The 20382-nt window shown below is 66.2% G+C and carries 21 protein-coding genes; 14 read left to right on the top strand and 7 right to left on the bottom strand.

What is annotated here, in order from left to right; genetic code table 11:
• Positions 1–74: 74 nt before the first annotated feature.
• Positions 75–1493, bottom strand: coding sequence for a tRNA (N6-isopentenyl adenosine(37)-C2)-methylthiotransferase MiaB (gene miaB / locus AC13FN_RS00785; RefSeq protein ID WP_049435924.1), 1419 nt, complete (start codon positions 1491–1493; stop codon positions 75–77).
• A 152-nt stretch (positions 1494–1645) separates the two neighbouring features.
• Positions 1646–2266 carry a glutathione S-transferase family protein gene (locus AC13FN_RS00780; RefSeq protein WP_049436540.1) on the bottom strand — a complete coding sequence of 207 codons (621 nt, stop codon included), beginning with the start codon at positions 2264–2266 and terminating at the stop codon, positions 1646–1648.
• A gap of 76 nt (positions 2267–2342) precedes the next feature.
• Here AC13FN_RS00780 and AC13FN_RS00775 point away from each other — a divergent pair, with 76 nt between their 5' ends.
• From AC13FN_RS00775 to AC13FN_RS00745, 7 genes are all read left to right on the top strand, one after another.
• Positions 2343–3311, top strand: coding sequence for a helix-turn-helix transcriptional regulator (locus tag AC13FN_RS00775; RefSeq protein WP_049436541.1), 969 nt, complete (start codon positions 2343–2345; stop codon positions 3309–3311).
• A 46-nt stretch (positions 3312–3357) separates the two neighbouring features.
• Positions 3358–4290, top strand: a complete 933-nt coding sequence (locus tag AC13FN_RS00770; RefSeq protein WP_482984309.1) for a lytic transglycosylase domain-containing protein — start codon at positions 3358–3360, stop codon at positions 4288–4290.
• A 201-nt stretch (positions 4291–4491) separates the two neighbouring features.
• Positions 4492–5112 (top strand): ubiquinol-cytochrome c reductase iron-sulfur subunit, encoded by a 621-nt coding sequence (petA, locus tag AC13FN_RS00765; protein WP_004151998.1) that lies wholly within the window; start codon positions 4492–4494, stop codon positions 5110–5112.
• A complete protein-coding gene (locus tag AC13FN_RS00760; RefSeq protein ID WP_006429450.1) occupies positions 5112–6371 on the top strand; it encodes a cytochrome b in 1260 nt (419 codons plus the stop codon). Before petA ends, AC13FN_RS00760 begins: the two co-directional genes overlap by 1 nt.
• The gene (locus AC13FN_RS00755) at positions 6364–7113 is read left to right on the top strand and encodes a cytochrome c1 (protein ID WP_049436543.1); all 750 of its coding nucleotides are present in this window, start codon (positions 6364–6366) and stop codon (positions 7111–7113) included. Before AC13FN_RS00760 ends, AC13FN_RS00755 begins: the two co-directional genes overlap by 8 nt.
• 134 nt (positions 7114–7247) lie before the next feature.
• Positions 7248–7883, top strand: coding sequence for a glutathione S-transferase N-terminal domain-containing protein (locus AC13FN_RS00750; protein WP_005408842.1), 636 nt, complete (start codon positions 7248–7250; stop codon positions 7881–7883).
• A gap of 84 nt (positions 7884–7967) precedes the next feature.
• Positions 7968–8420 (top strand): ClpXP protease specificity-enhancing factor, encoded by a 453-nt coding sequence (locus tag AC13FN_RS00745; RefSeq protein ID WP_005412806.1) that lies wholly within the window; start codon positions 7968–7970, stop codon positions 8418–8420.
• 104 nt (positions 8421–8524) lie between these two features.
• On the opposite strand, the gene AC13FN_RS00740 is transcribed toward AC13FN_RS00745, so the two are convergent.
• The 4 genes from AC13FN_RS00740 to AC13FN_RS00725 form a co-directional block, all read right to left on the bottom strand.
• Positions 8525–8875: a DUF3301 domain-containing protein gene (locus tag AC13FN_RS00740; protein WP_049436544.1), complete on the bottom strand. Its 351-nt coding sequence runs from the start codon at positions 8873–8875 to the stop codon at positions 8525–8527.
• A 68-nt stretch (positions 8876–8943) separates the two neighbouring features.
• Complete coding sequence (locus tag AC13FN_RS00735) at positions 8944–9945, bottom strand: DUF2272 domain-containing protein (RefSeq protein WP_197643815.1); 1002 nt, start codon at positions 9943–9945, stop codon at positions 8944–8946.
• 172 nt (positions 9946–10117) lie between these two features.
• On the bottom strand, positions 10118–10969 hold the full coding sequence (nadC, locus tag AC13FN_RS00730; RefSeq protein ID WP_482984310.1) for a carboxylating nicotinate-nucleotide diphosphorylase: 852 nt from the start codon (positions 10967–10969) through the stop codon (positions 10118–10120).
• Complete coding sequence (locus tag AC13FN_RS00725) at positions 10966–11235, bottom strand: Trm112 family protein (protein ID WP_005408847.1); 270 nt, start codon at positions 11233–11235, stop codon at positions 10966–10968. Before AC13FN_RS00725 ends, nadC begins: the two co-directional genes overlap by 4 nt.
• 58 nt (positions 11236–11293) lie before the next feature.
• Here AC13FN_RS00725 and purE point away from each other — a divergent pair, with 58 nt between their 5' ends.
• From purE to AC13FN_RS00710, 3 genes are all read left to right on the top strand, one after another.
• Positions 11294–11797 carry a 5-(carboxyamino)imidazole ribonucleotide mutase gene (purE, locus tag AC13FN_RS00720; RefSeq protein ID WP_005412808.1) on the top strand — a complete coding sequence of 168 codons (504 nt, stop codon included), beginning with the start codon at positions 11294–11296 and terminating at the stop codon, positions 11795–11797.
• Complete coding sequence (locus AC13FN_RS00715) at positions 11794–12942, top strand: 5-(carboxyamino)imidazole ribonucleotide synthase (protein ID WP_197578854.1); 1149 nt, start codon at positions 11794–11796, stop codon at positions 12940–12942. The genes purE and AC13FN_RS00715 overlap by 4 nt, the downstream gene beginning before the upstream one ends.
• A gap of 112 nt (positions 12943–13054) precedes the next feature.
• Positions 13055–13396 carry a carboxymuconolactone decarboxylase family protein gene (locus AC13FN_RS00710; RefSeq protein WP_004152082.1) on the top strand — a complete coding sequence of 114 codons (342 nt, stop codon included), beginning with the start codon at positions 13055–13057 and terminating at the stop codon, positions 13394–13396.
• Positions 13397–13470: 74 nt separating this feature from the next.
• On the opposite strand, the gene AC13FN_RS00705 is transcribed toward AC13FN_RS00710, so the two are convergent.
• Positions 13471–14049, bottom strand: a complete 579-nt coding sequence (locus tag AC13FN_RS00705; RefSeq protein ID WP_049423333.1) for a superoxide dismutase — start codon at positions 14047–14049, stop codon at positions 13471–13473.
• Between the two features lie 121 nt (positions 14050–14170).
• Between AC13FN_RS00705 and grxD the strand changes: the two genes are divergently transcribed.
• The 4 genes from grxD to ppnN all read left to right on the top strand — a co-directional run bounded on the left by grxD (position 14171) and on the right by ppnN (position 20341).
• Positions 14171–14491, top strand: coding sequence for a Grx4 family monothiol glutaredoxin (grxD, locus tag AC13FN_RS00700; protein ID WP_005408852.1), 321 nt, complete (start codon positions 14171–14173; stop codon positions 14489–14491).
• On the top strand, positions 14488–15264 hold the full coding sequence (locus tag AC13FN_RS00695) for an SDR family NAD(P)-dependent oxidoreductase (RefSeq protein WP_235652121.1): 777 nt from the start codon (positions 14488–14490) through the stop codon (positions 15262–15264). The genes grxD and AC13FN_RS00695 overlap by 4 nt, the downstream gene beginning before the upstream one ends.
• 232 nt (positions 15265–15496) lie before the next feature.
• Entirely contained in the window at positions 15497–18700 is a 3204-nt protein-coding gene (locus tag AC13FN_RS00690) for a TonB-dependent receptor (RefSeq protein ID WP_482984311.1), read from the top strand.
• Between the two features lie 252 nt (positions 18701–18952).
• Positions 18953–20341 (top strand): nucleotide 5'-monophosphate nucleosidase PpnN, encoded by a 1389-nt coding sequence (gene ppnN / locus AC13FN_RS00685; RefSeq protein WP_049436550.1) that lies wholly within the window; start codon positions 18953–18955, stop codon positions 20339–20341.
• Positions 20342–20382: the final 41 nt, after the last annotated feature.

Here is a 20382-nt window from a genome sequence, read left to right as displayed (position 1 = left end):
GTCATTCGGTAGTGCCGGCCGCTGGCCGGCATCATTTCCGGTGGGTGCCGACCGTTGGTCGGCACACCCAGACCTTACTCCGCCACCACCCGCGCGCGCAGCGAATTGGTCAGCGCTTCGGTGATCACCACATCCACGAACTGGCCGATCAGCCGCGCCGGCGCCGGGAAGTTCACCGAACGCATATTCTCGGTCTTGCCGGTCAGCTCGTTCGGATTCTTGCGCGACGGACCTTCCACCAGCACGGTCTGCACCGTGCCGACCATCTTCTCGGAGATGCTGGCCGCGTGCGCATTGATGCGCTCCTGCAGGCGCGACAGGCGCGCGTGCTTCTCCGCATCGCTGATCGTGTCCTCCAGGTCGGCCGCTGGCGTGCCCGGGCGGCGCGAATAGATGAAGGAGAAGCTGTGGTCGAAGCCGATGTCTTCGATCAGCTTCATGGTCTTCTCGAAATCGGCATCGGTCTCGCCGGGGAAGCCGACGATGAAGTCCGAGCTGATCGAGATGTCCGGGCGCACCGCGCGCAGCTTGCGGATCTTCGACTTGAATTCCAGTGCGGTGTAGCCGCGCTTCATCGCCGACAACACGCGGTCGCTGCCGGCCTGCACCGGCAGGTGCAGGAAGTTGGCCAGCTGCGGCACGTCGCGGAATGCATCGATCAGCGAATCGCTGAACTCCAGCGGGTGCGAGGTGGTGAAGCGGATGCGGCCGACGCCATCGATCTCGGCGATGGTGCGGATCAGCAGGCCGAGGTCGGCGAATTCGCCATCCCCATAAGGCCCACGGTAGGCGTTGACGTTCTGGCCGAGCAGGTTGATCTCGCGCACGCCCTGCGCGGCCAGCTGCGCCACTTCCACCACCACGTCCTCGAACGGGCGGCTGACTTCGGTGCCGCGGGTGTAGGGCACCACGCAGAACGAGCAGTACTTCGAGCAGCCTTCCATGATCGACACGAACGCCGAAGCGCCCTCGGCGCGCGGTTCCGGCAGGCGGTCGAACTTCTCGATCTCGGGGAAGCTGATGTCCACCTGCGGGCGCTTCTGCTCGCGACGGGCGCGGATCAGCTCCGGCAGGCGGTGCAGGGTCTGCGGCCCGAACACCAGGTCGACGAACGGTGCGCGCTTGATGATCGCTTCGCCTTCCTGCGAGGCAACGCAGCCGCCCACGCCGATGATGACCTCACGGCCCTTGTTCTTCAGGCCCTTCCACACGCCGAGCTGGCTGAACACCTTCTCCTGCGCCTTCTCGCGGATGGAGCAGGTGTTGACCAGGATGACGTCGGCGTCGTCCGGGCTGTCGGTCAGTTCCAGGCCATCGCTGGCGGCAAGCACGTCGGCCATCTTGGCTGAGTCGTACTCGTTCATCTGGCAACCGTGGGTCTTGATGTACAGCTTGCCCTTGACCTGGTCGGGCTTGCGCGGACCAGCGGGCAGGGCAACGAGCGGGGTACCGCCCGGCGTGGCGGGCGGAAAGACGTCTGGCGTCCCGGTCATGGCGCTTAATCCATTCGGGTGGCGGGAAAGCGGGCAATTCTACCCGCATCCCGCGCCAGCCGCCGCGTTCATGCGGCCAAGCCCAAGCCCGGCGTGGTCATCACTGTAGAGCCGAGCCCACGCTCGGCTGTCTTGTGCAAGGCGGGCGCTGATTACGCCGCCACCAGCTCCGCATCGATCCGCCGCGACCGGTCGAAGGCGGTCATCGCGCTCATCCGGGCGATGTAGTCGGCCGTTGCCGGCGCCGGCTGTACCAGGCCGAAGGCGGTGGTCCAGGCCAGCGCATTGCCCCACAGCACGTCGGCGGCGCTCATGGTCTCGCCGAGCAGGTACGGGCCCTGCGCCAGCTGGGCCTCGATCACCTGCAGCACCGTCTCGGCGTCGTTGTAGGGCGACATCAGGCGCGGCGGCGGTTCACGATGCATCGCCTTGTCGATCATCGCCGGCTCGAAACAGGCGCCATAGAAGGCCATCCAGCGCAGGTAGGGCCCGCGCAGGGCGTCGCCGATCGGCGGGGCCAGCCCGGCTTCCGGATACAGGTCGGCCAGGTACAGATAAATGGCCACCTGTTCAGTTACCAGTGCGCCGTTGTGGACGATGGCCGGCACCTTGCCCATCGGGTTGATGGCCAGATAGGCCGGGGCCAGGTTGGCGCCGGCCTTCAGGTCCAGCACCTGCATGCGGTAGTCGGCACCCAGCGCTTCGAGCAGGGCCACGGCGCCGCTCGAGCGGGAACGGGCGGCGTGATACAGGGTGATCTGGCGTGAATTCATGGCATTGCTCCTTGCGGTGGTGAACTGGAGGCCATCCTGGGGCACTATTGCGGACGACTTCTGTCCTCGATCCTTCATGCGCCATACCGCCCACCGACTGCTGCGCCTGATCGCTCTGTTGCAGGCCCGCCGCCAGTGGTCTGGGGCCGAGCTCGCCGAGCGCATGGGCGTGGACCGACGCAGCATCCGCCGCGATATCGAGCGCCTGCGCGAGCTGGGCTACCCGGTGCAGGCCTCGGCCGGGGTAGGGGGCGGCTATCAGCTGGGGGCCGGGGCACCGGTACTGCCGATGCTGCTGGATGAGGAGGAGGCAACCACCCTGGCCATCGCCCTGCGCGCCGCCTCGGCCACCGTCGCCGGCATCGACGACACCGCGCGTGGTCTGCTGTCCAAGCTCGACCCGCTGGTGCCGACCCGTCGCCGCCAGCAGGCCGGCGAGGTGCATGCAGCGACGGCCACCCTGTCCGATCTTCCGTCCACCGACGCACGCCTGCTCGGACGGCTGGCCCAGTACTGCCGGCAGGCGTCACGGCTGGCCTTCGAATACCGCAGCGCGCAGGAGGCTGTTACCCAGCGCGAAGTCGAGGCGCAGCACCTGGTCAATTACGGCCGGCGCTGGTACCTGCTGGCCTGGGATCTGGGCCGGCAGGACTGGCGCACCCTGCGCGTGGACCGGATGGGCGCGGTACGTGAGTGCTCCGAGCCGGGCATGCACCGGCGCACCCCGGCGCCGCCGGACGTGATGGTGCGGCAGGCGGTCAGCCAGGCCCCGTTCGCGCTGCAGGCCATCGTCCGCCTGGCCGGCAGCCGCGCCGAACTGGAAGGCCGCATTCCGCCCTGGTGCGGGGTGCTGGAGGCGGATGGCGCCGAGCACTGCCTGCTGCGCATGGGGGCCGAGAGCCGGGGCATGATGCTGGCGCAGATCCTCAGCCTGGACCGCGTGCCGGTGGCGCTGTGGACCACGCCGCCGGGCCTGCGCGACGAACTGGCCCAGCGCCTGGCCGGGCTGGGCCAGGTGCTGGCTGTGCCGCCGGTCACAGGCTGAGCCACCTCGCTTGGCAAGCCCCGGCGAAGCTGGGACACTCGCCGCCATGAAGGGGATACTGGGGACAACGGCGATCATCATCGCTGCGCTGACCGCTGCGCCGGCCAGCGCCGGCACCCTGTACAAGTGCCAGGGCCCTGACGGCGTCACCAGTTATGTGAGCAAGCGGGTGGCGGGTGCGCGCTGCAGCACCATCAGCTACAGCCGCGACACCCGTCCGGCACCGCGCCCGGTGGTGGCCGCGCCCAGGCCGGCGCCGACCACGGTGGCCAGCATCGAACGCAACCCGGTTGCCGTTGCCGCCAGCGCCGCCAGCGCCGCCACGCCGGCAACGGTCGCGCCTGCGCCTGCGCCTGCAGCCGCCGCGCCGGCACAGCCGGTCGCCTCGCGCGCCGGGCGCATGGTCAGCGGCCAGGTCTATTCCTTCATGAAGGACGGCGTGCGCCACTACACGAGTGCGCGCCCGACCCAGGTCGCCAACCTCGGCCCAGTGCGGACCATCCGCTACAGCTTCATGGAGCGCTGCTACGCGTGCGGGGTCAATCCACGCGTGGACTTCGGCAGCGTGCGCCTGAACACCTCGGCCTTCCAGACCGAGATCACCTCGGCCGCACGCGAGTTCGGCGTGGAAGAGGCGGTGGTGCGGGCCATCATCCATGCCGAGTCGGCCTACAACCCGACCGCGCTCAGCCGTGCCGGTGCGCAGGGCCTGATGCAGCTGATGCCGCCAACCGCCGCGCGCTTCGGGGTCAGTGACTCCTACGATGCCGGGCAGAACATCCGCGGCGGCGTGCAGTATCTTGCGTGGTTGCTGAAGCGCTTCAATGGCGACCTGACCCTTGCCGCAGCCGGCTACAACGCTGGCGAAGGCGCGGTCGACCGCCATGGCGGCGTACCGCCCTACAGCGAAACCCAGTACTACGTGCGCCGGGTCGGGCAGCTGGCCGAGCGTTACCGTAGTGCCCTGAGTCACCAGTAGGTACCGCAGACTGGTGGGTGCCGACTGTTAGTCGGCACACCGTTGAACAGGTAGGTGCCGACTGTTAGTCGGCACTCCTTGCAAAGAGCGTTGTGTGGCGCGCGACGGTTCCGCTACACTCGACCGTGATTCAATGCGGCTCTGGCCCCCACCGGATCCGCTGGCAGCCTTAAAGCTACCTAATCAATATCGGAGTGCCGGATGGCCAACGATGGGGTACACGATCCAGTCAACACCGGACGTCGGCGTTTTCTTTCTGCCACCACAGCCGTGGTGGGCGCCGTCGGCGTCGGATTCACCGCAGTTCCTTTCATCAAATCCTGGAACCCCAGTGCCCGCGCCAAGCTTGCCGGCGCACCGGTGGTGGCCGACATCAGCGCCCTGCAGGAAGGCCAACGCCTGATCGTGGAATGGCGTGGCCAGCCGATCTGGATCGTCAAGCGGTCCAAGGCGATCCTCGACGCGTTGCACGGGCTGGATGGCCGTCTCAAGGACCCCGAGTCCGGCGAGAAGGACCAGCAGCCAGACTACGTGCTGAAGCAGAACCCCGAGCTGCGCTCGATCAAGCCGGATATTTCCGTGCTGGTCGGCCTGTGCACGCACCTGGGCTGCTCGCCGGAAATGGTCGCTGAGATCCGGCCCGAGCCCTACGACCCGCAGTGGAAGGGCGGCTACTTCTGCCCCTGCCACAAGTCGCGCTTCGACATGTCCGGCCGCGTCTTCAAGGACGTGCCGGCGCCGATCAACCTGAAGGTGCCCGCGCACCACTACCAGGACGACAACACCATCATCATCGGTGTCGATCCTCAGGGGGCTGCCTGATGGCCAATATCCTCAGCCGTACCGCCAGCGGCGTGGCCGACTGGGTCAATGCCCGCGCACCGGGCCTGATGCCGGTCTACCGCAAGCACGTCAGCGAGTACTACGCGCCTAAGAACTTCAACATCTGGTACTACTTCGGTTCGCTGGCGCTGCTGGTGCTGGTCAACCAGATCGTCACCGGCATCTTCCTGACGATGCATTACAAGACCAACGCCGCCGAGGCGTTCGGCTCCATCGAATACATCATGCGTGATGTGGAGTGGGGCTGGCTGATCCGCTACATGCACTCCACCGGTGCCTCGCTGTTCTTCATCGTGGTCTACCTGCACATGTTCCGCGGCCTGCTGTACGGCAGCTACCAGAAGCCGCGCGAGCTGGTGTGGATCCTGGGCATGCTGATCTACCTGGTGCTGATGGCCGAAGCCTTCATGGGCTACGTGCTGCCGTGGGGCCAGATGTCGTTCTGGGGCGCCAAGGTGATCATCTCGCTGTTCGGCGCGATACCGGTGATCGGCAACGGCCTGACCGAATGGATCATGGGCGACTACCTGCCCAGTGACGCCACGCTCAACCGTTTCTTCGCGCTGCATGTCATCGCATTGCCGCTGGTGCTGTTGCTGCTGGTGGTACTGCACTTGGGCGCGCTGCACGAAGTGGGTTCGAACAATCCCGATGGCGTGGAGATCAAGAAGGGGCCGAAGGGCAACCGCTGGTCGCCGAACGCGCCGGCCGACGGCATTCCGTTCCACCCGTACTACACGCTCAAGGATGGCGTCGGCGCCGGCTTCCTGCTGATCATCGCCGCCTTCATCATCTTCTTCGCACCCGGTTTCGGTGGCCTGTTCCTGGAGCACGACAACTTCACCGAGGCCAACCGCCTGGTGACCCCGGAGCACATCAAGCCGGTCTGGTACTACACGCCTTACTACGCGATGTTGCGCGTGGTGCCCAACAAGCTGGGTGGCGTGCTGGTGATGTTCTCGGCCATTGCGATCCTGTTCCTTGTGCCGTGGCTGGACAAGGCCAGGGTGAAGTCGGTGCGCTACCGCGGCTGGATCTCGAAGGTGATGCTGGGTGTGCTGGCGGTGTGCTTCGTGTGGCTGGGCGTGATTGGTTCCGGCCCTGGCACCGACGTGCACGAGACCTACATCGGGCGGGTGCTGACCTTCCTGTACTTCGCGTTCTTCATCACCATGCCGCTATGGACAAGGTTGGACAAGACCAAGCCGGTACCGGAGAGGGTGACCACCCATGACTGAGCGCTGGATGGTCCGGCTGGCCCTGATGGCCACCCTGATGCTGGGCAGTTTCCTGGCCTCCGCCGCCGAAGGCGGCACCAAGCTGCTGCAGGCCGGCAACGACCTGGGTGACCGTGCCTCGCTGCAGCGCGGCGCGCAGCTGTACATGAACTACTGCTCCGGCTGCCATGCGCTGAAGTACCTGCGCTATTCGCGGATGGCGCAGGACCTGGGCCTGACCGAGGAAGAGGTGATGAACAACCTCAACTTCACCGGCTCGGCGATCGGCGATCCGATCCCGGTGGCGATGCCCAAGGAGAATGCCGAGAAGTGGTTCGGCAAGATGCCGCCGGACCTCAGCCTGATCTCGCGCGTGCGGGGCAGCGACTGGGTCTACACCTATCTCAAGTCGTTCTACCTGGACAGCAGCCGGCCGCTGGGCTGGAACAACGCGCTGTTCGCCAATGCCTCCATGCCCAACCCGCTGTGGGAAATGCAGGGCCTGCAGCATGCCGTGCATGGCAAGCCGGAGGCGCCGGGCATGGATCCGCCGGTGACCGGCCTGAAGATTGAAACGCCGGGTTCGGTCGATGCCGGGCAGTACGACCAGGCCGTGCGGGACATCACCAACTTCCTCGAATATGCCGGTGAACCGGCCGCGCTCAAGCGCCAGCAGCTGGGCGTGTGGGTGATCCTGTTCCTGGCCCTGCTGACTTTCCTGCTGTACCTGCTGAAGAAGGAATACTGGAAGGACGTTCACTGATTATGCCGCCGGCCATCGCACGGGCCTATTGGCTTTTGTGATGGTCGGTTGCACACTCGGGGAGGAGTCGATCGCTGGCACGGTGCCGGCGGCGCCGATGCGGCAGGCGGTCTCCTGTCGTGGGAGAGCCTTTGATGGCGGCGAGCGTACGCATGCGCAATACACTGACGCTGTTTTCCTCGAACGACGATGTACTGTGCCACCGTGTACGCCTGGTCCTGGCGGCCAAGGGTGTGACCTTCGACTTCGTTCCGGTCGATCCACAGAACCCGCCTGAAGACCTGATCGACCTCAATCCGTACCACTCGGTGCCGACGCTGGTCGAACGCGAACTGGTGCTTTACGCCGCGTCGGTGGTCAGCGAATACCTGGACGAGCGCTACCCGCATCCGCCGCTGATGCCGGTCGATCCGCTCTCGCGTGCGCGCATCCGTCTGGCCATGCTGCGCATCGAGCACGACTGGGTGCCGCAGGTGCAGGCCATCCAGCTGGGCAACAAGACCCAGGCCGAGGCCGGCCGCAAGCGCCTGAAGGAGTTGCTGACCGCCTCGCTGCCGCTGTTCAAGGCCAGCAAGTTCTTCCTCAACCCGGAAATGAGCCTGGCCGACTGCGCGATGGCGCCGATCATCTGGCGCCTGCAGTCGCTGGACGTACCGCTGCCGAAGGACGGCAAGGCGATCGAAGACTACGGCAACCGCATCTTCCGCCATCCCGGTTTCGTCCGCAGCCTGACCGATCAGGAAAAGAAGCTGCGCGATCTGCCGGTCTGATCCGGGCATGCGTTACCCGTCTGCACGCCGACCGGCGTGCAGGCGATCCGCCCCGGCAGGGCGCCGGGCGCGTACACTTCACGCATGACCGAAGACTTCTTCCACATGACCAGCCACCGCCCGTACCTGCTGCGGGCGCTGGTGGAATGGATCAACGACAACCAGCTGACCCCGCACATCCTGGTCGACGCCGGCGTTCCCGGCGTGCAGGTCCCGCCTTCGGCGGTCAAGGATGGCCGGGTCGTGCTCAACATCGCCGAACGTGCCGTCGTGCGGCTGATGATCGACAACGAGATGGTGAGCTTCTCGGCGCGCTTCTCCGGCACCAGCTACCCGGTGCAGGTACCGATCAGCGCCGTGCTGGCCGTCTACGCCCGCGAGACCGGGCAGGGCATGGCATTGCCGGATGACATTCCGGGCAACGAAACCGCGCCGACCAGCGACGAGCTGCTGCACGAGGAAGGCACGCCGCCGGACGATACGCCGCCGGCCAGTCCGCCGCCGAAGGGGCGCCCGAACCTGCGCGTGGTCAAGTAATGTTTCCGACGCCGCCCCGATGGGCGGCGTTTTCCTTTGCAGGATTTATCGGCGGGTGCCGGAATTGTGTGGGTGCCGACCGCTGGTCGGCACACCTTCAGGTCCTACACATCCTCGGCATCGTCCACATCCGGCCGGATCTGGCTGATCCGCGCCGCGCCCGGGCCAGTGAATGAGATCAGCTGGTCGCCGCGCAGGACCATGCGGCCCACGTGGCGATCGATGCCATCGTAGGAGTACTCGAACTTGAAGGTGCGCTCGAAACCGAGCCGGCCATCCTCGCCGCGCGACAGGCGCAGGCCGGTGGCGTGCACCGCCTGGTCCAACCACTGCACATCGGCGGCGCGGCAGGCATTGCGCCCCAGTTCGACCGCGCGCTCGGCGGCCGAACGTGCGGCATTCCAGAAGAAATAGATGATTCCGCCGGCAATCAGCAACAGCAGCAGGGTGGGCATGGCGTAAGCCGTCAGAGGTCGATCCCGCAAAGATGGCGGCGAACGCGCGCTGGATCAAGCGCCTGGCATCACCGCGTCGGTTGTGGACCAGCAGAGACTGGTTGAGGCGGTATGACGACCGGCTGCGGCGCAGGCGCGGGCTGCATTGGCGTCGCAGTTGGTGACGGCATCACCAGCGGTGATGTGGCGGTCAACTGCAGCAGCGCTGCCCAGTCCTGGCGGTTGAAGCTGCATTCGTCCTCGCGGCCGGGCGTGCAGCTGGGGTCGATGCCGGTGCTGTTGCGTTCGCGTGCCGGAGGCAACTTGATCAGCCCGGTGCGGTCCAGCTGCAGCAACCGCATCGCCACGGTGTTCATGACATTGCCACCGACCAGGTACAGGGTCTGGTCGCCCCCCAGGTTGGCAGCCACCACCACTTCGCAATGCGATTTCCAGTGGCCCACCGAACCGTTGCCCAGCGCCTGCACCAGCCCGCTGTAGCTGAGCGTGGTGCTGCGGTCGCGCAGGAAGCAGAGCAGGTCGCCGGGCGCGGGCTTTGCGGTCGCGGGATCGACCAGCCGGTACGGCACGCCCGAGGGGCCGCCCTGATACGCGGCGCGGATGTAGTCGATATGGCGCGGCGACGTGTTGAAGCCGGGAACGCCGGACTGCACCATCACCCAGGAAATGAACGCGGCCGACCACGGGTTGTCGACCAGGAAGGCACGGCAGTCGCTGTCGGTGTAGCGCGTGCCCAGCGGTGCCAGGCAGCTGCTGGCACCCGCGATGCTGCCCATCGCGTTGAGCGTGCCGCTGTTGCGCCAGTAGCCGGCCACGCGCTGCCAGGCGATCAGGCCGTTGTCGGCCAGGTGATCGCTTTCGGCTTCGGTGACACTGAGACTGGCGGCGCGGCCATCGCGGTCGATGAAGGGCCGGTACCAGAGCCGGTGCTCGTTGCAGGCAGTGTTGCGGATGGCCACCGCCAGCGGACTCAGGCCGAAGCGGGGCGGTACATCGCACGCTTCGGCGGCCGCTGCGGACAAGGGGGCTGCCGCGAGCAGCAGACAGGCAGGCAATAGCATCCGGCGCATGCGCGGCTCCTGTGGGGGATGTCGGCAGCGTCGCAGAGGCGGCCGTAGCCGAGCCGTGAAGGCGTCCCGGATCGTGTAGAGCCGAGCCTGTGCTCGGCTCAACGCGTGCAGGGCGCGCCGCAGATCGAGAAGCAGCCGAGCGTGGGCTCGGCGCTACAAGGTCCCGTAGGCCTCAACCCGGTGGCGGGCCCAGCTTCAACGACAGGTCAATCGCCTGCACGTGCTTGGTCAGGCCGCCAATGGAGATGCAGTCCACGCCGTCCTCGGCGATCGAACGCAGGCCGCCCAGGCCCACGCTGCCGGACACTTCCAGCGGAATGCGGCCGGCGGTAATGCGCACGGCCTCGCGGCGCAGGTCCGGGCTGAAGTCATCCAGCAGGATGCGTTCGCAACCAGCTTCCAGCGCCTGGCGCAGCTGCGCCAGATCCTCCACCTCGACCACCAGGGGCAGCGCGGGCCATTGCCGGCGCGCGGCAGCCACGGCTGCGGGCAGCGAACCGGCAGCGCGGATGTGGTTTTCCTTCAGCATCACCGTGTCGTACAGGCCGAAGCGGTGGTTCTCGCCGCCGCCACAACGCACTGCGTACTTCTGCGCCAGGCGCAGGCCGGGCAGGGTCTTGCGGGTGTCGAGGATGCGCGTGCCGGTGCCGGCCACCGCCGCCACGTAACGCGCGGTGGTGGTGGCGGTGCCGGACAGCGTCTGCAGGAAATTCAGCGAGGTGCGCTCGGCGCTCACCAGGCTGCGGCTGCGCCCATGCAGCATGGCCAGCACGGTGCCGGCAGTGACCGCGTCACCTTCGGAGACACGCCATTCAATGCGCACCTCCGGGTCGAGCGCGCGGTGGGTGGCGTCGAACCAGGGGCGACCGGCGATCACCCCGTCCTGCTTGCACAGCAGGTACGCGCTGTCAGCCTGGTCGGGCAACAGCGCAGCGGTGACGTCGCCGCTGCCCAGGTCCTCGGCCAGCGCACGCGCGACATCGGCGGCGACAACGGCCGCATCCGGCGTCGGCAGCGCGCTCATGCGGCCGGGAAGTCGGCGATCTGGGCGGTGGGGATGGCTTCCTCGGCCAGCAGCACCGGGATGCCGTCGTCAACGCGGAACACCTGCTTGCGGTCGCGGGTAACCAGCGCTTCGCGCAGCGGCTGCGCCAGCGGATTGCCATCGGCCTTGTTCACCGCGCCGGCGGAAATGGCCTTGTTGAGGGCTTCCAGGCCCTTGCCATCCAGCAGGGACAGGGGCTGGCGGGTGTCCGGCGACACCAGCAGGTCGAGCAGCTTGCGATCCATGGTTCTTCGTCTTGCGTGGAAGATGGCTAGAATACGTCTTTAAGGCAGGTGACGGCCAATGACCCCCAACCCGATCGCGCCGCTTGTCGGCATCGTCATGGGTTCCCGTTCCGACTGGGAAACCATGCAGCACGCCGCCCAGAAGCTTGAAGCCCTGGGTGTTCCGTTCGAAGTGAAGGTGGTGTCCGCGCATCGGACGCCGGATGTGTTGTTCAGTTACGCCGAGCAGGCGGGCCCGCGTGGCCTGCGCGCGATCATCGCCGGTGCCGGCGGGGCCGCGCACCTGCCGGGCATGATCGCCGCCAAGACCGCCGTGCCGGTGCTGGGCGTGCCGGTGCAGTCCAAGGCCCTCAACGGCATGGATTCGCTGCTGTCGATCGTGCAGATGCCGGCCGGCATTCCGGTCGCCACCTTCGCCATCGGCAATGCTGGCGCCTCCAACGCCGCGCTGTTCGCCGCAGCGATGCTGGCCAGCGACCAGCCGGCGATCGGCCAGGCGCTCGACGCCTTCCGTGCACGCCAGACCGAAGACGTGATGGCCCACGACGATCCGCGCCAATGAGCCTGACCGTCGGCATCCTGGGCGGCGGCCAGCTCGCCCGCATGATGGTCCTGGCCGGTGCGCCGCTGGGGCTGCGCTTCGAGCTGTATGACCCGGCGGCCGACGCCTGCAGCGGCCCGCTGGCGCCGCTCACCGTCGGCGCCTTCGATGACCGCCAGGCGTTGGCGGATTTCGCCGCCAAGGTGGACGTGGTCACCTTCGATTTCGAGAACGTGCCTGCCGACAGCGCGCAGTTCCTGGCCGACCGCGTGCCGGTCTATCCGCCGCCGGCCGCGCTGGCGGTGGCCCAGGACCGGTTGAGCGAGAAGACCCTGTTCCAGCAGTTGGGTATCCCGCTGCCGGCCTTTGCCGATATCCGCAGCCGTGACGAGTTGGCCGCGAAGGCCGCCGAGTTCGGCCTGCCGTGCATCCTCAAGACCCGTCGCCTCGGTTACGACGGCAAGGGCCAGTTCCGCCTGCGCAGCGAAGCCGACATCGACGCTGCATGGGACGCGCTTGGCGCACAGGTCGAGCGCACCGGGCTGATCCTGGAAGGCTTCGTTGCCTTCCAGCGCGAGGTCAGTGTGGTCGCTGTGCGTGGCCGCGATGGCAGCTTCGAGGCCTGGCCGGTCACCGGCAACTGGCATGTCGACGGCGTGCTGTCGGCCAGCGTGGCCCCGGCCGTGCTGTCCGATGCCGAGCAACAGGCCGCGATCGGCTATGCCCGCCGCGTCGCCGAGCACCTGCAGTATGTGGGCGTGTTCGCACTGGAGCTGTTCTGTCGTGACGGCGAACTGCTGGCCAACGAGATGGCACCGCGCGTGCACAACTCCGGCCACTGGACCATCGAAGGCAGCGAGACCTCGCAGTTCGAGAACCATCTGCGTGCCGTGCTGGGCCTGCCGCTGGGCAGCACCCGCATGCTCGGCCATGCCTGCATGCTGAACTGGTTGGGCGCGATGCCCGACCCGGCGCCGGTGCTGGCGCAGGCCAGTGGCCATTGGCACGACTACGGCAAGGAGCCGCGCGAAGGTCGCAAGGTCGGCCACGCCACGTTGCGCGACGATGATGCCGCTGCATTGGCCGATGCGCTGGACCAGGTCGGCCTGGAGCTGGATCGCCAGGCCCAGGTGGCACCGGCGGTACACGCGCTGCGCAATCGCTGAGCCCGGTAGTGCCGGCCGTTGGCCGGCAGTGCAACGCTGTGACGCGCTGGTGCAGGCATCGGCGCAACATTCCCGGTGGTAGCGTGGAGCTCCTTTCTCAGGAGTCACCCCCATGCTCGACTGGAACGCCTACCGCAAGGAACTGAAGGGTCGTATCGGCGAGATCGGCAAGCTCTCGCCGGACACGGTCAAGGGCTATGCCACGCTGGCCAACGCCGGTGCCCAGACCAACCACCTCGATGCCAAGACCCGCGAGCTGATCGCGCTGGCGGTGGCGGTGACCACCCGCTGCGACGGCTGCATCACCGTGCACGTGGATGCCGCGCTGAAGCACGGCGCCAGCCGCGAGGAGATCGCCGAGGCGCTCGGTGTGGCGGTGTCGCTGAACGCCGGTGCGGCGCTGGTGTACTCGGCGCGGGTGATGGACGCCGTGGCCGCGCACGAGAGCGCGTGATGCCTGATCTGTAGAGCCGAGCCCATGCTCGGCTGGCCGGACAGCAGCCGGGCATGGGCTGGGCTCTACAGGGGTCAGCGCAGCTGGCTTTCGGCAAATTCCCAGTTGACCATCTGCCAGAACGCGTCTAGATACCGCGCGCGATCGTTCTGGTAGTCGGTGTAGTAAGCGTGCTCCCAGACGTCGCAGCACAGCAGCGGGGTGCTTTCACCGGTCAATGGCGTGCCTGCATTGCGGGTGGCCTGCAGGCCCAGCTGCCCGCCCGGATGCTGCACCAGCCAGACCCAGCCGGAGCCGAACAGGCCCAGTGCGGTGCGGTTGAATTCCTCGCGCAGGCGCTGCACGTCGCCGAACTGGCGCTTGACCAGTTCGCCCAGTCGCCCCTGCGGCTCACCGCCGCCGCGCGGGCGCAGGCACTGCCAGTAGAAGCCATGGTTCCAGGCTTGGGCGGCGGCATCGAACAGCGTGCCCTGGGCGTGGCGGACGATCTCCTCCAGCGACGCTTCCTCCCACTCGGTGCCGAGAATGCCGGCGTTGACGGCATCCACATAGGCGCGATGGTGGCGGCCGTGATGCAGTTCCACGGTCTGTGCGGACAGGTGCGGCTGCAGGGAGCCGGGAAGATAGGGCAGGGCGGGCAATTCGACAGGCATGGACAGGTTCGTGGCCAGGGGGGCGGCGGCAGCCGGTTCCATCCGCTTACAATGGCGGCTACCGTGGGCAGTCTAGCCGACCATCACGGTCGGTTTGTCCGGCGAAGCAAGGAGTGTGGTTGTGGCGGTAATGCAGCAAATCCAGGCCGAGGTCGATCGTTACCCGCTCGTGCTGTTCATGAAGGGCACCCCGCAATACCCGATGTGCGGCTTCTCCAGCCGCGCCGTACAGGCGTTGATGGCGGCCGGCGCAGTCACCCTGCGCACCGTCAACGTGCTGGAAGAGCCCGAGATCCGCGCCAACCTGCCGCGCTTTTCCAACCTGCCGACCTTCCCGCAGCTGTTCATCAACGGTGAGTTGATTGGCGGCTGTGACATCGTGCTGGAGCTGTTTGAAGCCGGCGAGCTCAAGCGCATCGTCGAAGAGGCGACCCAGGGATGAGTGCCTGGCCATCGACGTCACCGACCGACGGGGCGCTCGATGGCCGCCCGTTGCAGGATCGCGTGGTGCTGGTCGCCGGTGCCGGTGGCGGATTGGGTAGTGCGGCGGCAGTGGCTGCTGCGGCCGCCGGGGCCACCGTGGTTCTGCTGGGCCGCAAGCCTCGCCGCCTGGACCGTGTCTACGCCCAGGTGCAGGCGGTCGGCCCGGAGCCGCTGCTGTATCCGCTGGACCTGGAAGGCGCGGGCCCCGACGACTATGCCGAGCTGGCCCAGGCCCTGCAGCGCGAGCTGGGGCGCCTGGACGGCCTGCTGGTCTGTGCCGCTCACTTCCCGGGCCTGACCCCGTTTGAGCTGGCAGACCCGGCCAGTTTTGCCCGCGCGGTGCACGTCACCCTGACTGCGCCCGCCTGGCTGGCCCAGGCCTGCCTGCCGCTGCTGCGGCAGCGCGAAGATGCGGCGCTGGTGTTTGCGGTCGATGCCCCCGAACGGGTCGGTCAGGCCTACTGGGGCGGTTACGGCGTGGCCCAGCATGGCCTGCGTGGCCTGATCGCCAGCCTGCACGACGAACTCGGCCGCAGCCCGGTAAGGGTGAGTGGCCTGTACCCCGGTCCGCTGCGCACGGCCCTGCGGGCCCGGGCCTATTCCGTAGACCAGGATCCGGCCGCGCAAGGCCCTGAGGTCGCCGCCGCCGCGGCCGTGACCCTGTTGTCCGGTGCTGGCGCCACCTGGCGCGGCCAGATTCTCGATGCCAGCGAGGCGCTACCCGGCGAGTAAATGCCGGGGTAAGGCGGAGTGAAGAACCCGTCACGATTGCGTTGCGATCCGGTGCCGTTTGTCGCACAACCGTCACATTGATGGCGTAGCGTGTTAATCTAGTGTTAACCGTTGTGGCTTCCTTCAGCCAAGCGGTAGGGAACCCCAGATAAATGTCCGACCAGCCACCCGCAGGGCTGTTTGGATGCGCTTTTTTTCCGCCATCGCCAACTCGCATCGAGGCTACCGAAAAATGACCCACCCACTCCGGATGTCCAAGCTCACCCTTGGTCTCGTGGCTGCGCTCGCCGCCGCTCCCGCCTTCGCCCAGAGCACCTCTGCCGGTGTCGGCGGCCAGGTGATGTCCGCCGCAGGCCAGCCTGTTGCTGGTGCTGAAGTCACCATCACCCACACCGAGTCGGGCACCGTTTCGCGTGCCACCACCGATGCGTCGGGTCGCTACAACGCGCGCGGCCTGCGCGTGGGTGGCCCGTACACCATCACCATCACCAAGTCCGGTGAAGGCACCAAGACCGAAGAAGGTGTCTACCTGAACCTGAACCAGGTCAACACGGTCAATGCCAACCTGGGCGGTGATCTGGCGGCGACGAACCTGGATGCCGTGAACGTTGTTGCCACTGCCGGCGGCCTGGACCTGTTCAGCGCCACCAAGATGGGCAGCGGCACCAACGTGACGCGCGAAACGATGGACGCGCTGCCGTCGGCCAACCGCAACATCCAGGACTACATCCGCCTGGACCCGCGCATCTCGCAGGTCAGCAAGGCTGACGGCGCGATCTCGGCCGGTGGCCAGAACACCCGTTACAACGCCATCCGCATCGATGGCATCAGCGCCTCCGATCCGTTCGGCCTGGGCTCCAACAACCTGCCGACCGAGCGTCAGCCGGTGTCGATGGATGCCATCCAGGAAATCAACATCGACCTGGCCAACTACGACACCACCATCGCAGGTGGTACCGGTGCGGTGATCAACGCCGTGACCAAGTCGGGTACCAACGAATTCCACGGCACCGTGTACGGTTCGTACCGCGACAAGGACATGGTCCGTTCGCGCCTGGAAGGTGACAAGCAGGACTTCAACGGGTTCGAGGACGAGAAGACCTACGGCATGACCTTCGGCGGCCCTATCGTCAAGGACAAGCTCTTCTTCTTCACCAACTACGAAAAGTACGAGCGTTCGGCCGCCGGCATCAGTCTGAGCGATACGCCGATCGGCAAGGGCACCATTACCCAGAAGGACATCACTGACGTCCAGAATTACCTGGGCAAGCTGGGCTATGACCCGGGCTCGCTGTCCGCGCCGAGCAGCAAGACCGAAATCGAAGAGTACGCGGTCAAGCTGGACTGGAACATCAACGAGAACCACCGCGCGGCCCTGCGTTACAACAAGATGGAGCAGAACGTCGTTCGCTTCCCGCAGGTGAACAACAGTGCGATCTCGCTGAGCAACTTCTGGTACCAGCAGCCGACCGAATACGAAACCTGGATGGGTGAGCTGTTCAGCGACTGGTCCGAGAATTTCTCGACCGAGTTCAAGGTCTCGCACAAGGATTACTCGGCCAATCGCGTTCCGCTGGTCGACATGCCGCAGATCCGCATCCGTTCGGGCAACGATTCGCTGTACGTGGGTACAGAGCAGAACACCCACGTCAACATCGTTGAGTCGAAGGAACTGAGCGCCTTCGGTGCAGGTACCTGGTACGTTGGCGACCACACCGTCAAGTTCGGCTTCGATTATTCGAAGAACGAGCTGATGAACTTCTATGGCCGCAACCTCAACGGCGCATACGAGTTCAACAGCGTCAGCGACTTCCTGGCAGGCAAGGCTGCGCGCTACCAGTTGCGTGCGCCGCGCGCCGATGGCAGCCGCAGTGACATTCCGGCCGACTTCACCCTGAAGAACACGGGCGTGTTCGTGCAGGATACCTGGGCGATCAACTACAACCTGAGCCTGATGTTCGGCGTGCGCATTGACATGCCCGACTTCAGCACCCAGCGTTTGTACAACCCGCGCATCGAACAGCTGTACGGCTTCAACAACACCAAGCTGGTTGACAAGAATCTGGTGCAGCCGCGTGTTGGTTTCAATTACACCTTCGACAGCGAGCGTCCGACCCAGTTGCGTGGTGGCGTGGGCCTGTTCGGTGGCGCCGCCCCGAATGTGTGGCTGGCAGGTGCGTACCAGAACACGGGCCTGAACTACGTCGAGTATGACCAGCGCAATCCTCCGATCGGCACCTTCAGCCCGGACGGCAACAACCCGTACGTTCCGGCCGGTGGCCCGGCGTCTGCCCGCCAGAACGTGGACATCATCGCTCCGGGTACCCGCCTGCCGTCGGTGTGGAAGGCAAACCTGGCGTTCGACCACGAACTGCCGTGGTACGGCATCGTGGCGTCGGCTGAAGTGCTGGTGACCAAGGTCAAGGACGGTATCTACTTCGATCGTCTGGATGTGTCCGCACCGACCACCTACGGCCCGGATGGCCGTGCGATCTACTGGAATCCGCAGGGTCGTAACCCGGCCAACACCCGTGGGGACCTGGGCATGACCACCGGCACCAACGGTGCTATCGATCGTGCAAACCGCCCGAATGATATTGGTGATGTGCTGGTGCTGCGCAACACCGACAAGGGTCGCGGTACCCAGGCAACCTTCTCGCTGGCCAAGCCGCTGACCGAGAACTGGGGCTGGTCGCTGGGTTATACCTACACCCAGTCGAAGGAAGTGAGCCCGCTGTCCAGCTCGCAGAACACCTCGAACTGGAACAACACGCTGAGCCTGAACGCCAACGACAATGTTGCGTACAACTCGCGCTACGCGATCAAGGACCGTATCACCGGTACGTTGGAGTGGAAGCACAACTTCTTCGGTGACAACGCCACCCGCGTCGGCCTGTTCTATGAAGGCCGTTCGGGCCGTCCGTACAGTTACATCTACTACAACGATGCGAACGGCGACGGTGCGACCACCAACGACCTGTTCTACGTGCCGAAGGGCCCGGGTGACGTGCTGTTCTCTGGCGGCGCCGACATGGAGAAGAAGTTCTTCGACTGGCTGGCGCAGAACCCGGAGCTGGATGCCTACCGTGGCAGCGTGGTTCCGGCCAACCAGCACCGTGCCAAGTGGATCAACTCCTTCGATGTCCGCATCAGCCAGGAATTCCCGGGCTTCGTGAAGAGTCACAAGGGCGAGATCGCGCTGGACATCATGAATGTCGGCAACCTGCTCAACAAGAAGTGGGGCCTGATCGACGATTACGGCTTCTACTCGACCCGCCGCGTGGCCAACTATGCGGGTATCGATCCGGCCACCGGCAAGTACGTGTACTCGTTCACCGGTGCGGAAGATTCCGCGATCCAGGAAAACAACAACGACAAGGGCAACACCGCCGTGTCGCGCTGGTCGATGCAGCTGACCGTGAAGTACAAGTTCTGATCCATCAGAGCTTGAAGCAGTAAGTGAAAACGGCCGGGGAAACCCGGCCGTTTTCCGTTCAGGCGAAAGTCCTTGCAGGTCACCTGGCATCGGCGTAGCATCCGGAAATGTGCGCGGTGCCAACGCCGCCGATGCGGTCCCGGAGAGGCGAACGCGGGAAGCACACATCCAACGGTCGGGCTTCCCGGCCGTTTTGCTTTTTAAGGGGGCGGCAGTACAGTCGGAAACCTTGAAGGAAGCGAAAAATTGGACATGACCACGAACGAAAAATCAGCCCGTGCACTGCCGGTGCAGGACGCGCGGATCTACCCGCGCGGTGGGCTGGATGTGCTGTCGCGGGCCGAAGTGGCCCGCCTGCGCGATGCCTCCGCCGGCGGCATGCACGAGCTGCTGCGCCGCTGCGCGCTGGCCGTGCTGACCAGCGGCAGTGCTTCTGACGATCCGCGCGCGGCGCGCGATCTGTATCCCGATTTCGACATCCAGGTGGCGCAGCAGGATCGCGGCGTGCGCATCGACCTGGTCAATGCACCGGCGATGGCTTTCGTCGACGGTGAGATCATCCGCGGCGTCGCCGAACTGTTGTTCGCGGTGGTGCGTGACCTGGCCTACATGGCCATCGAGATGGGCCCTGCCTACGCGGCCGAGCTGGAGTCGTCCGAGGGCATCACCAATGCGGTGTTCGGCCTGCTGCGCAACGCGCGCATCCTCAACCCGGGCGACCCGAATCTGGTCGTCTGCTGGGGTGGCCACTCGATCTCGCGCGACGAGTACCTGTACACCAAGCAGGTGGGCTACGAGCTGGGCCTGCGCGGCCTGGACATCTGCACCGGCTGCGGTCCGGGCGCGATGAAGGGCCCGATGAAGGGCGCCACCATTGCCCATGCCAAGCAGCGCCGTACCGTGACGCGTTACATCGGCCTGACCGAGCCGGGCATCATCGCCGCCGAGTCGCCGAACCCGATCGTCAACCACCTGGTGATCATGCCGGACATCGAGAAGCGTCTGGAGGCCTTCGTCCGCATCGGCCACGGCATCATCGTGTTCGCCGGTGGTGTTGGCACGGCCGAGGAAATCCTGTACCTGCTCGGCATCCTGCTGCGCGAGGAAAACAAGGACCTGCCGTTCCCGCTGATCCTGACCGGCCCGACGGTGGCGGCGCCGTACTTCGAGCAGATCGACCGCTTCATCCGCCTGACCCTGGGCGATGCGGCCGCCGAGCGCTACGAGATCGTCATCGGCGATCCGGTGGCGGTGGCAAAGAAGATGGCCAACGGCATCAAGCGCGTGCGTGAGCACCGCCTGGCGCAGAAGGACTCGTTCTTCTTCAACTGGTCGATCGAGATTCCGTGGGAGTACCAGCAGCCGTTCGTGCCGACCCACGAGGCGATGGCCGCGCTGGACCTGCACCACGGGCGTGCCCCGCACGCGCTGGCGGCCGACCTGCGCCGGGCGTTCTCGGGCATCGTGGCCGGCAACGTGAAGGAAGACGGCATGCGCCGCATCGAGCAGTTCGGGCCGTTCCAGATCCATGGCGACCCGGACATGATGCAGGCCCTGGACGGGCTGCTGCGTGCCTTCGTCGAACAGCGCCGGATGAAGATCTCCGGCGAATACCAGCCCTGCTACCAGGTGCTGGCCTGAGCCTGTGCCGGCGCGATGGGGATCGCGCCGGCACAGGCAGG

It is taken from the genome of Stenotrophomonas sp. 115C5, assembly GCF_056861055.1.
This window is presented reverse-complemented; position numbering and strand designations above follow the sequence as displayed.

Excerpts from the sequence above, each read along its gene's own strand:
- miaB (WP_049435924.1), bottom strand. The coding sequence starts at position 1,493 with ATGACCGGGACGCCAGACGTCTTTCCGCCCGCCACGCCGGGCGGTACC.
- AC13FN_RS00780 (WP_049436540.1), bottom strand. The coding sequence starts at position 2,266 with ATGAATTCACGCCAGATCACCCTGTATCACGCCGCCCGTTCCCGCTCG.
- AC13FN_RS00775 (WP_049436541.1), top strand. The coding sequence starts at position 2,343 with ATGCGCCATACCGCCCACCGACTGCTGCGCCTGATCGCTCTGTTGCAG.
- AC13FN_RS00770 (WP_482984309.1), top strand. The coding sequence starts at position 3,358 with ATGAAGGGGATACTGGGGACAACGGCGATCATCATCGCTGCGCTGACC.
- petA (WP_004151998.1), top strand. The coding sequence starts at position 4,492 with ATGGCCAACGATGGGGTACACGATCCAGTCAACACCGGACGTCGGCGT.
- AC13FN_RS00760 (WP_006429450.1), top strand. The coding sequence starts at position 5,112 with ATGGCCAATATCCTCAGCCGTACCGCCAGCGGCGTGGCCGACTGGGTC.
- AC13FN_RS00755 (WP_049436543.1), top strand. The coding sequence starts at position 6,364 with ATGACTGAGCGCTGGATGGTCCGGCTGGCCCTGATGGCCACCCTGATG.
- AC13FN_RS00750 (WP_005408842.1), top strand. The coding sequence starts at position 7,248 with ATGGCGGCGAGCGTACGCATGCGCAATACACTGACGCTGTTTTCCTCG.
- AC13FN_RS00745 (WP_005412806.1), top strand. The coding sequence starts at position 7,968 with ATGACCGAAGACTTCTTCCACATGACCAGCCACCGCCCGTACCTGCTG.
- AC13FN_RS00740 (WP_049436544.1), bottom strand. The coding sequence starts at position 8,875 with ATGCCCACCCTGCTGCTGTTGCTGATTGCCGGCGGAATCATCTATTTC.
- AC13FN_RS00735 (WP_197643815.1), bottom strand. The coding sequence starts at position 9,945 with ATGCGCCGGATGCTATTGCCTGCCTGTCTGCTGCTCGCGGCAGCCCCC.
- nadC (WP_482984310.1), bottom strand. The coding sequence starts at position 10,969 with ATGAGCGCGCTGCCGACGCCGGATGCGGCCGTTGTCGCCGCCGATGTC.
- AC13FN_RS00725 (WP_005408847.1), bottom strand. The coding sequence starts at position 11,235 with ATGGATCGCAAGCTGCTCGACCTGCTGGTGTCGCCGGACACCCGCCAG.
- purE (WP_005412808.1), top strand. The coding sequence starts at position 11,294 with ATGACCCCCAACCCGATCGCGCCGCTTGTCGGCATCGTCATGGGTTCC.
- AC13FN_RS00715 (WP_197578854.1), top strand. The coding sequence starts at position 11,794 with ATGAGCCTGACCGTCGGCATCCTGGGCGGCGGCCAGCTCGCCCGCATG.
- AC13FN_RS00710 (WP_004152082.1), top strand. The coding sequence starts at position 13,055 with ATGCTCGACTGGAACGCCTACCGCAAGGAACTGAAGGGTCGTATCGGC.
- AC13FN_RS00705 (WP_049423333.1), bottom strand. The coding sequence starts at position 14,049 with ATGCCTGTCGAATTGCCCGCCCTGCCCTATCTTCCCGGCTCCCTGCAG.
- AC13FN_RS00695 (WP_235652121.1), top strand. The coding sequence starts at position 14,488 with ATGAGTGCCTGGCCATCGACGTCACCGACCGACGGGGCGCTCGATGGC.
- AC13FN_RS00690 (WP_482984311.1), top strand. The coding sequence starts at position 15,497 with ATGACCCACCCACTCCGGATGTCCAAGCTCACCCTTGGTCTCGTGGCT.
- ppnN (WP_049436550.1), top strand. The coding sequence starts at position 18,953 with ATGACCACGAACGAAAAATCAGCCCGTGCACTGCCGGTGCAGGACGCG.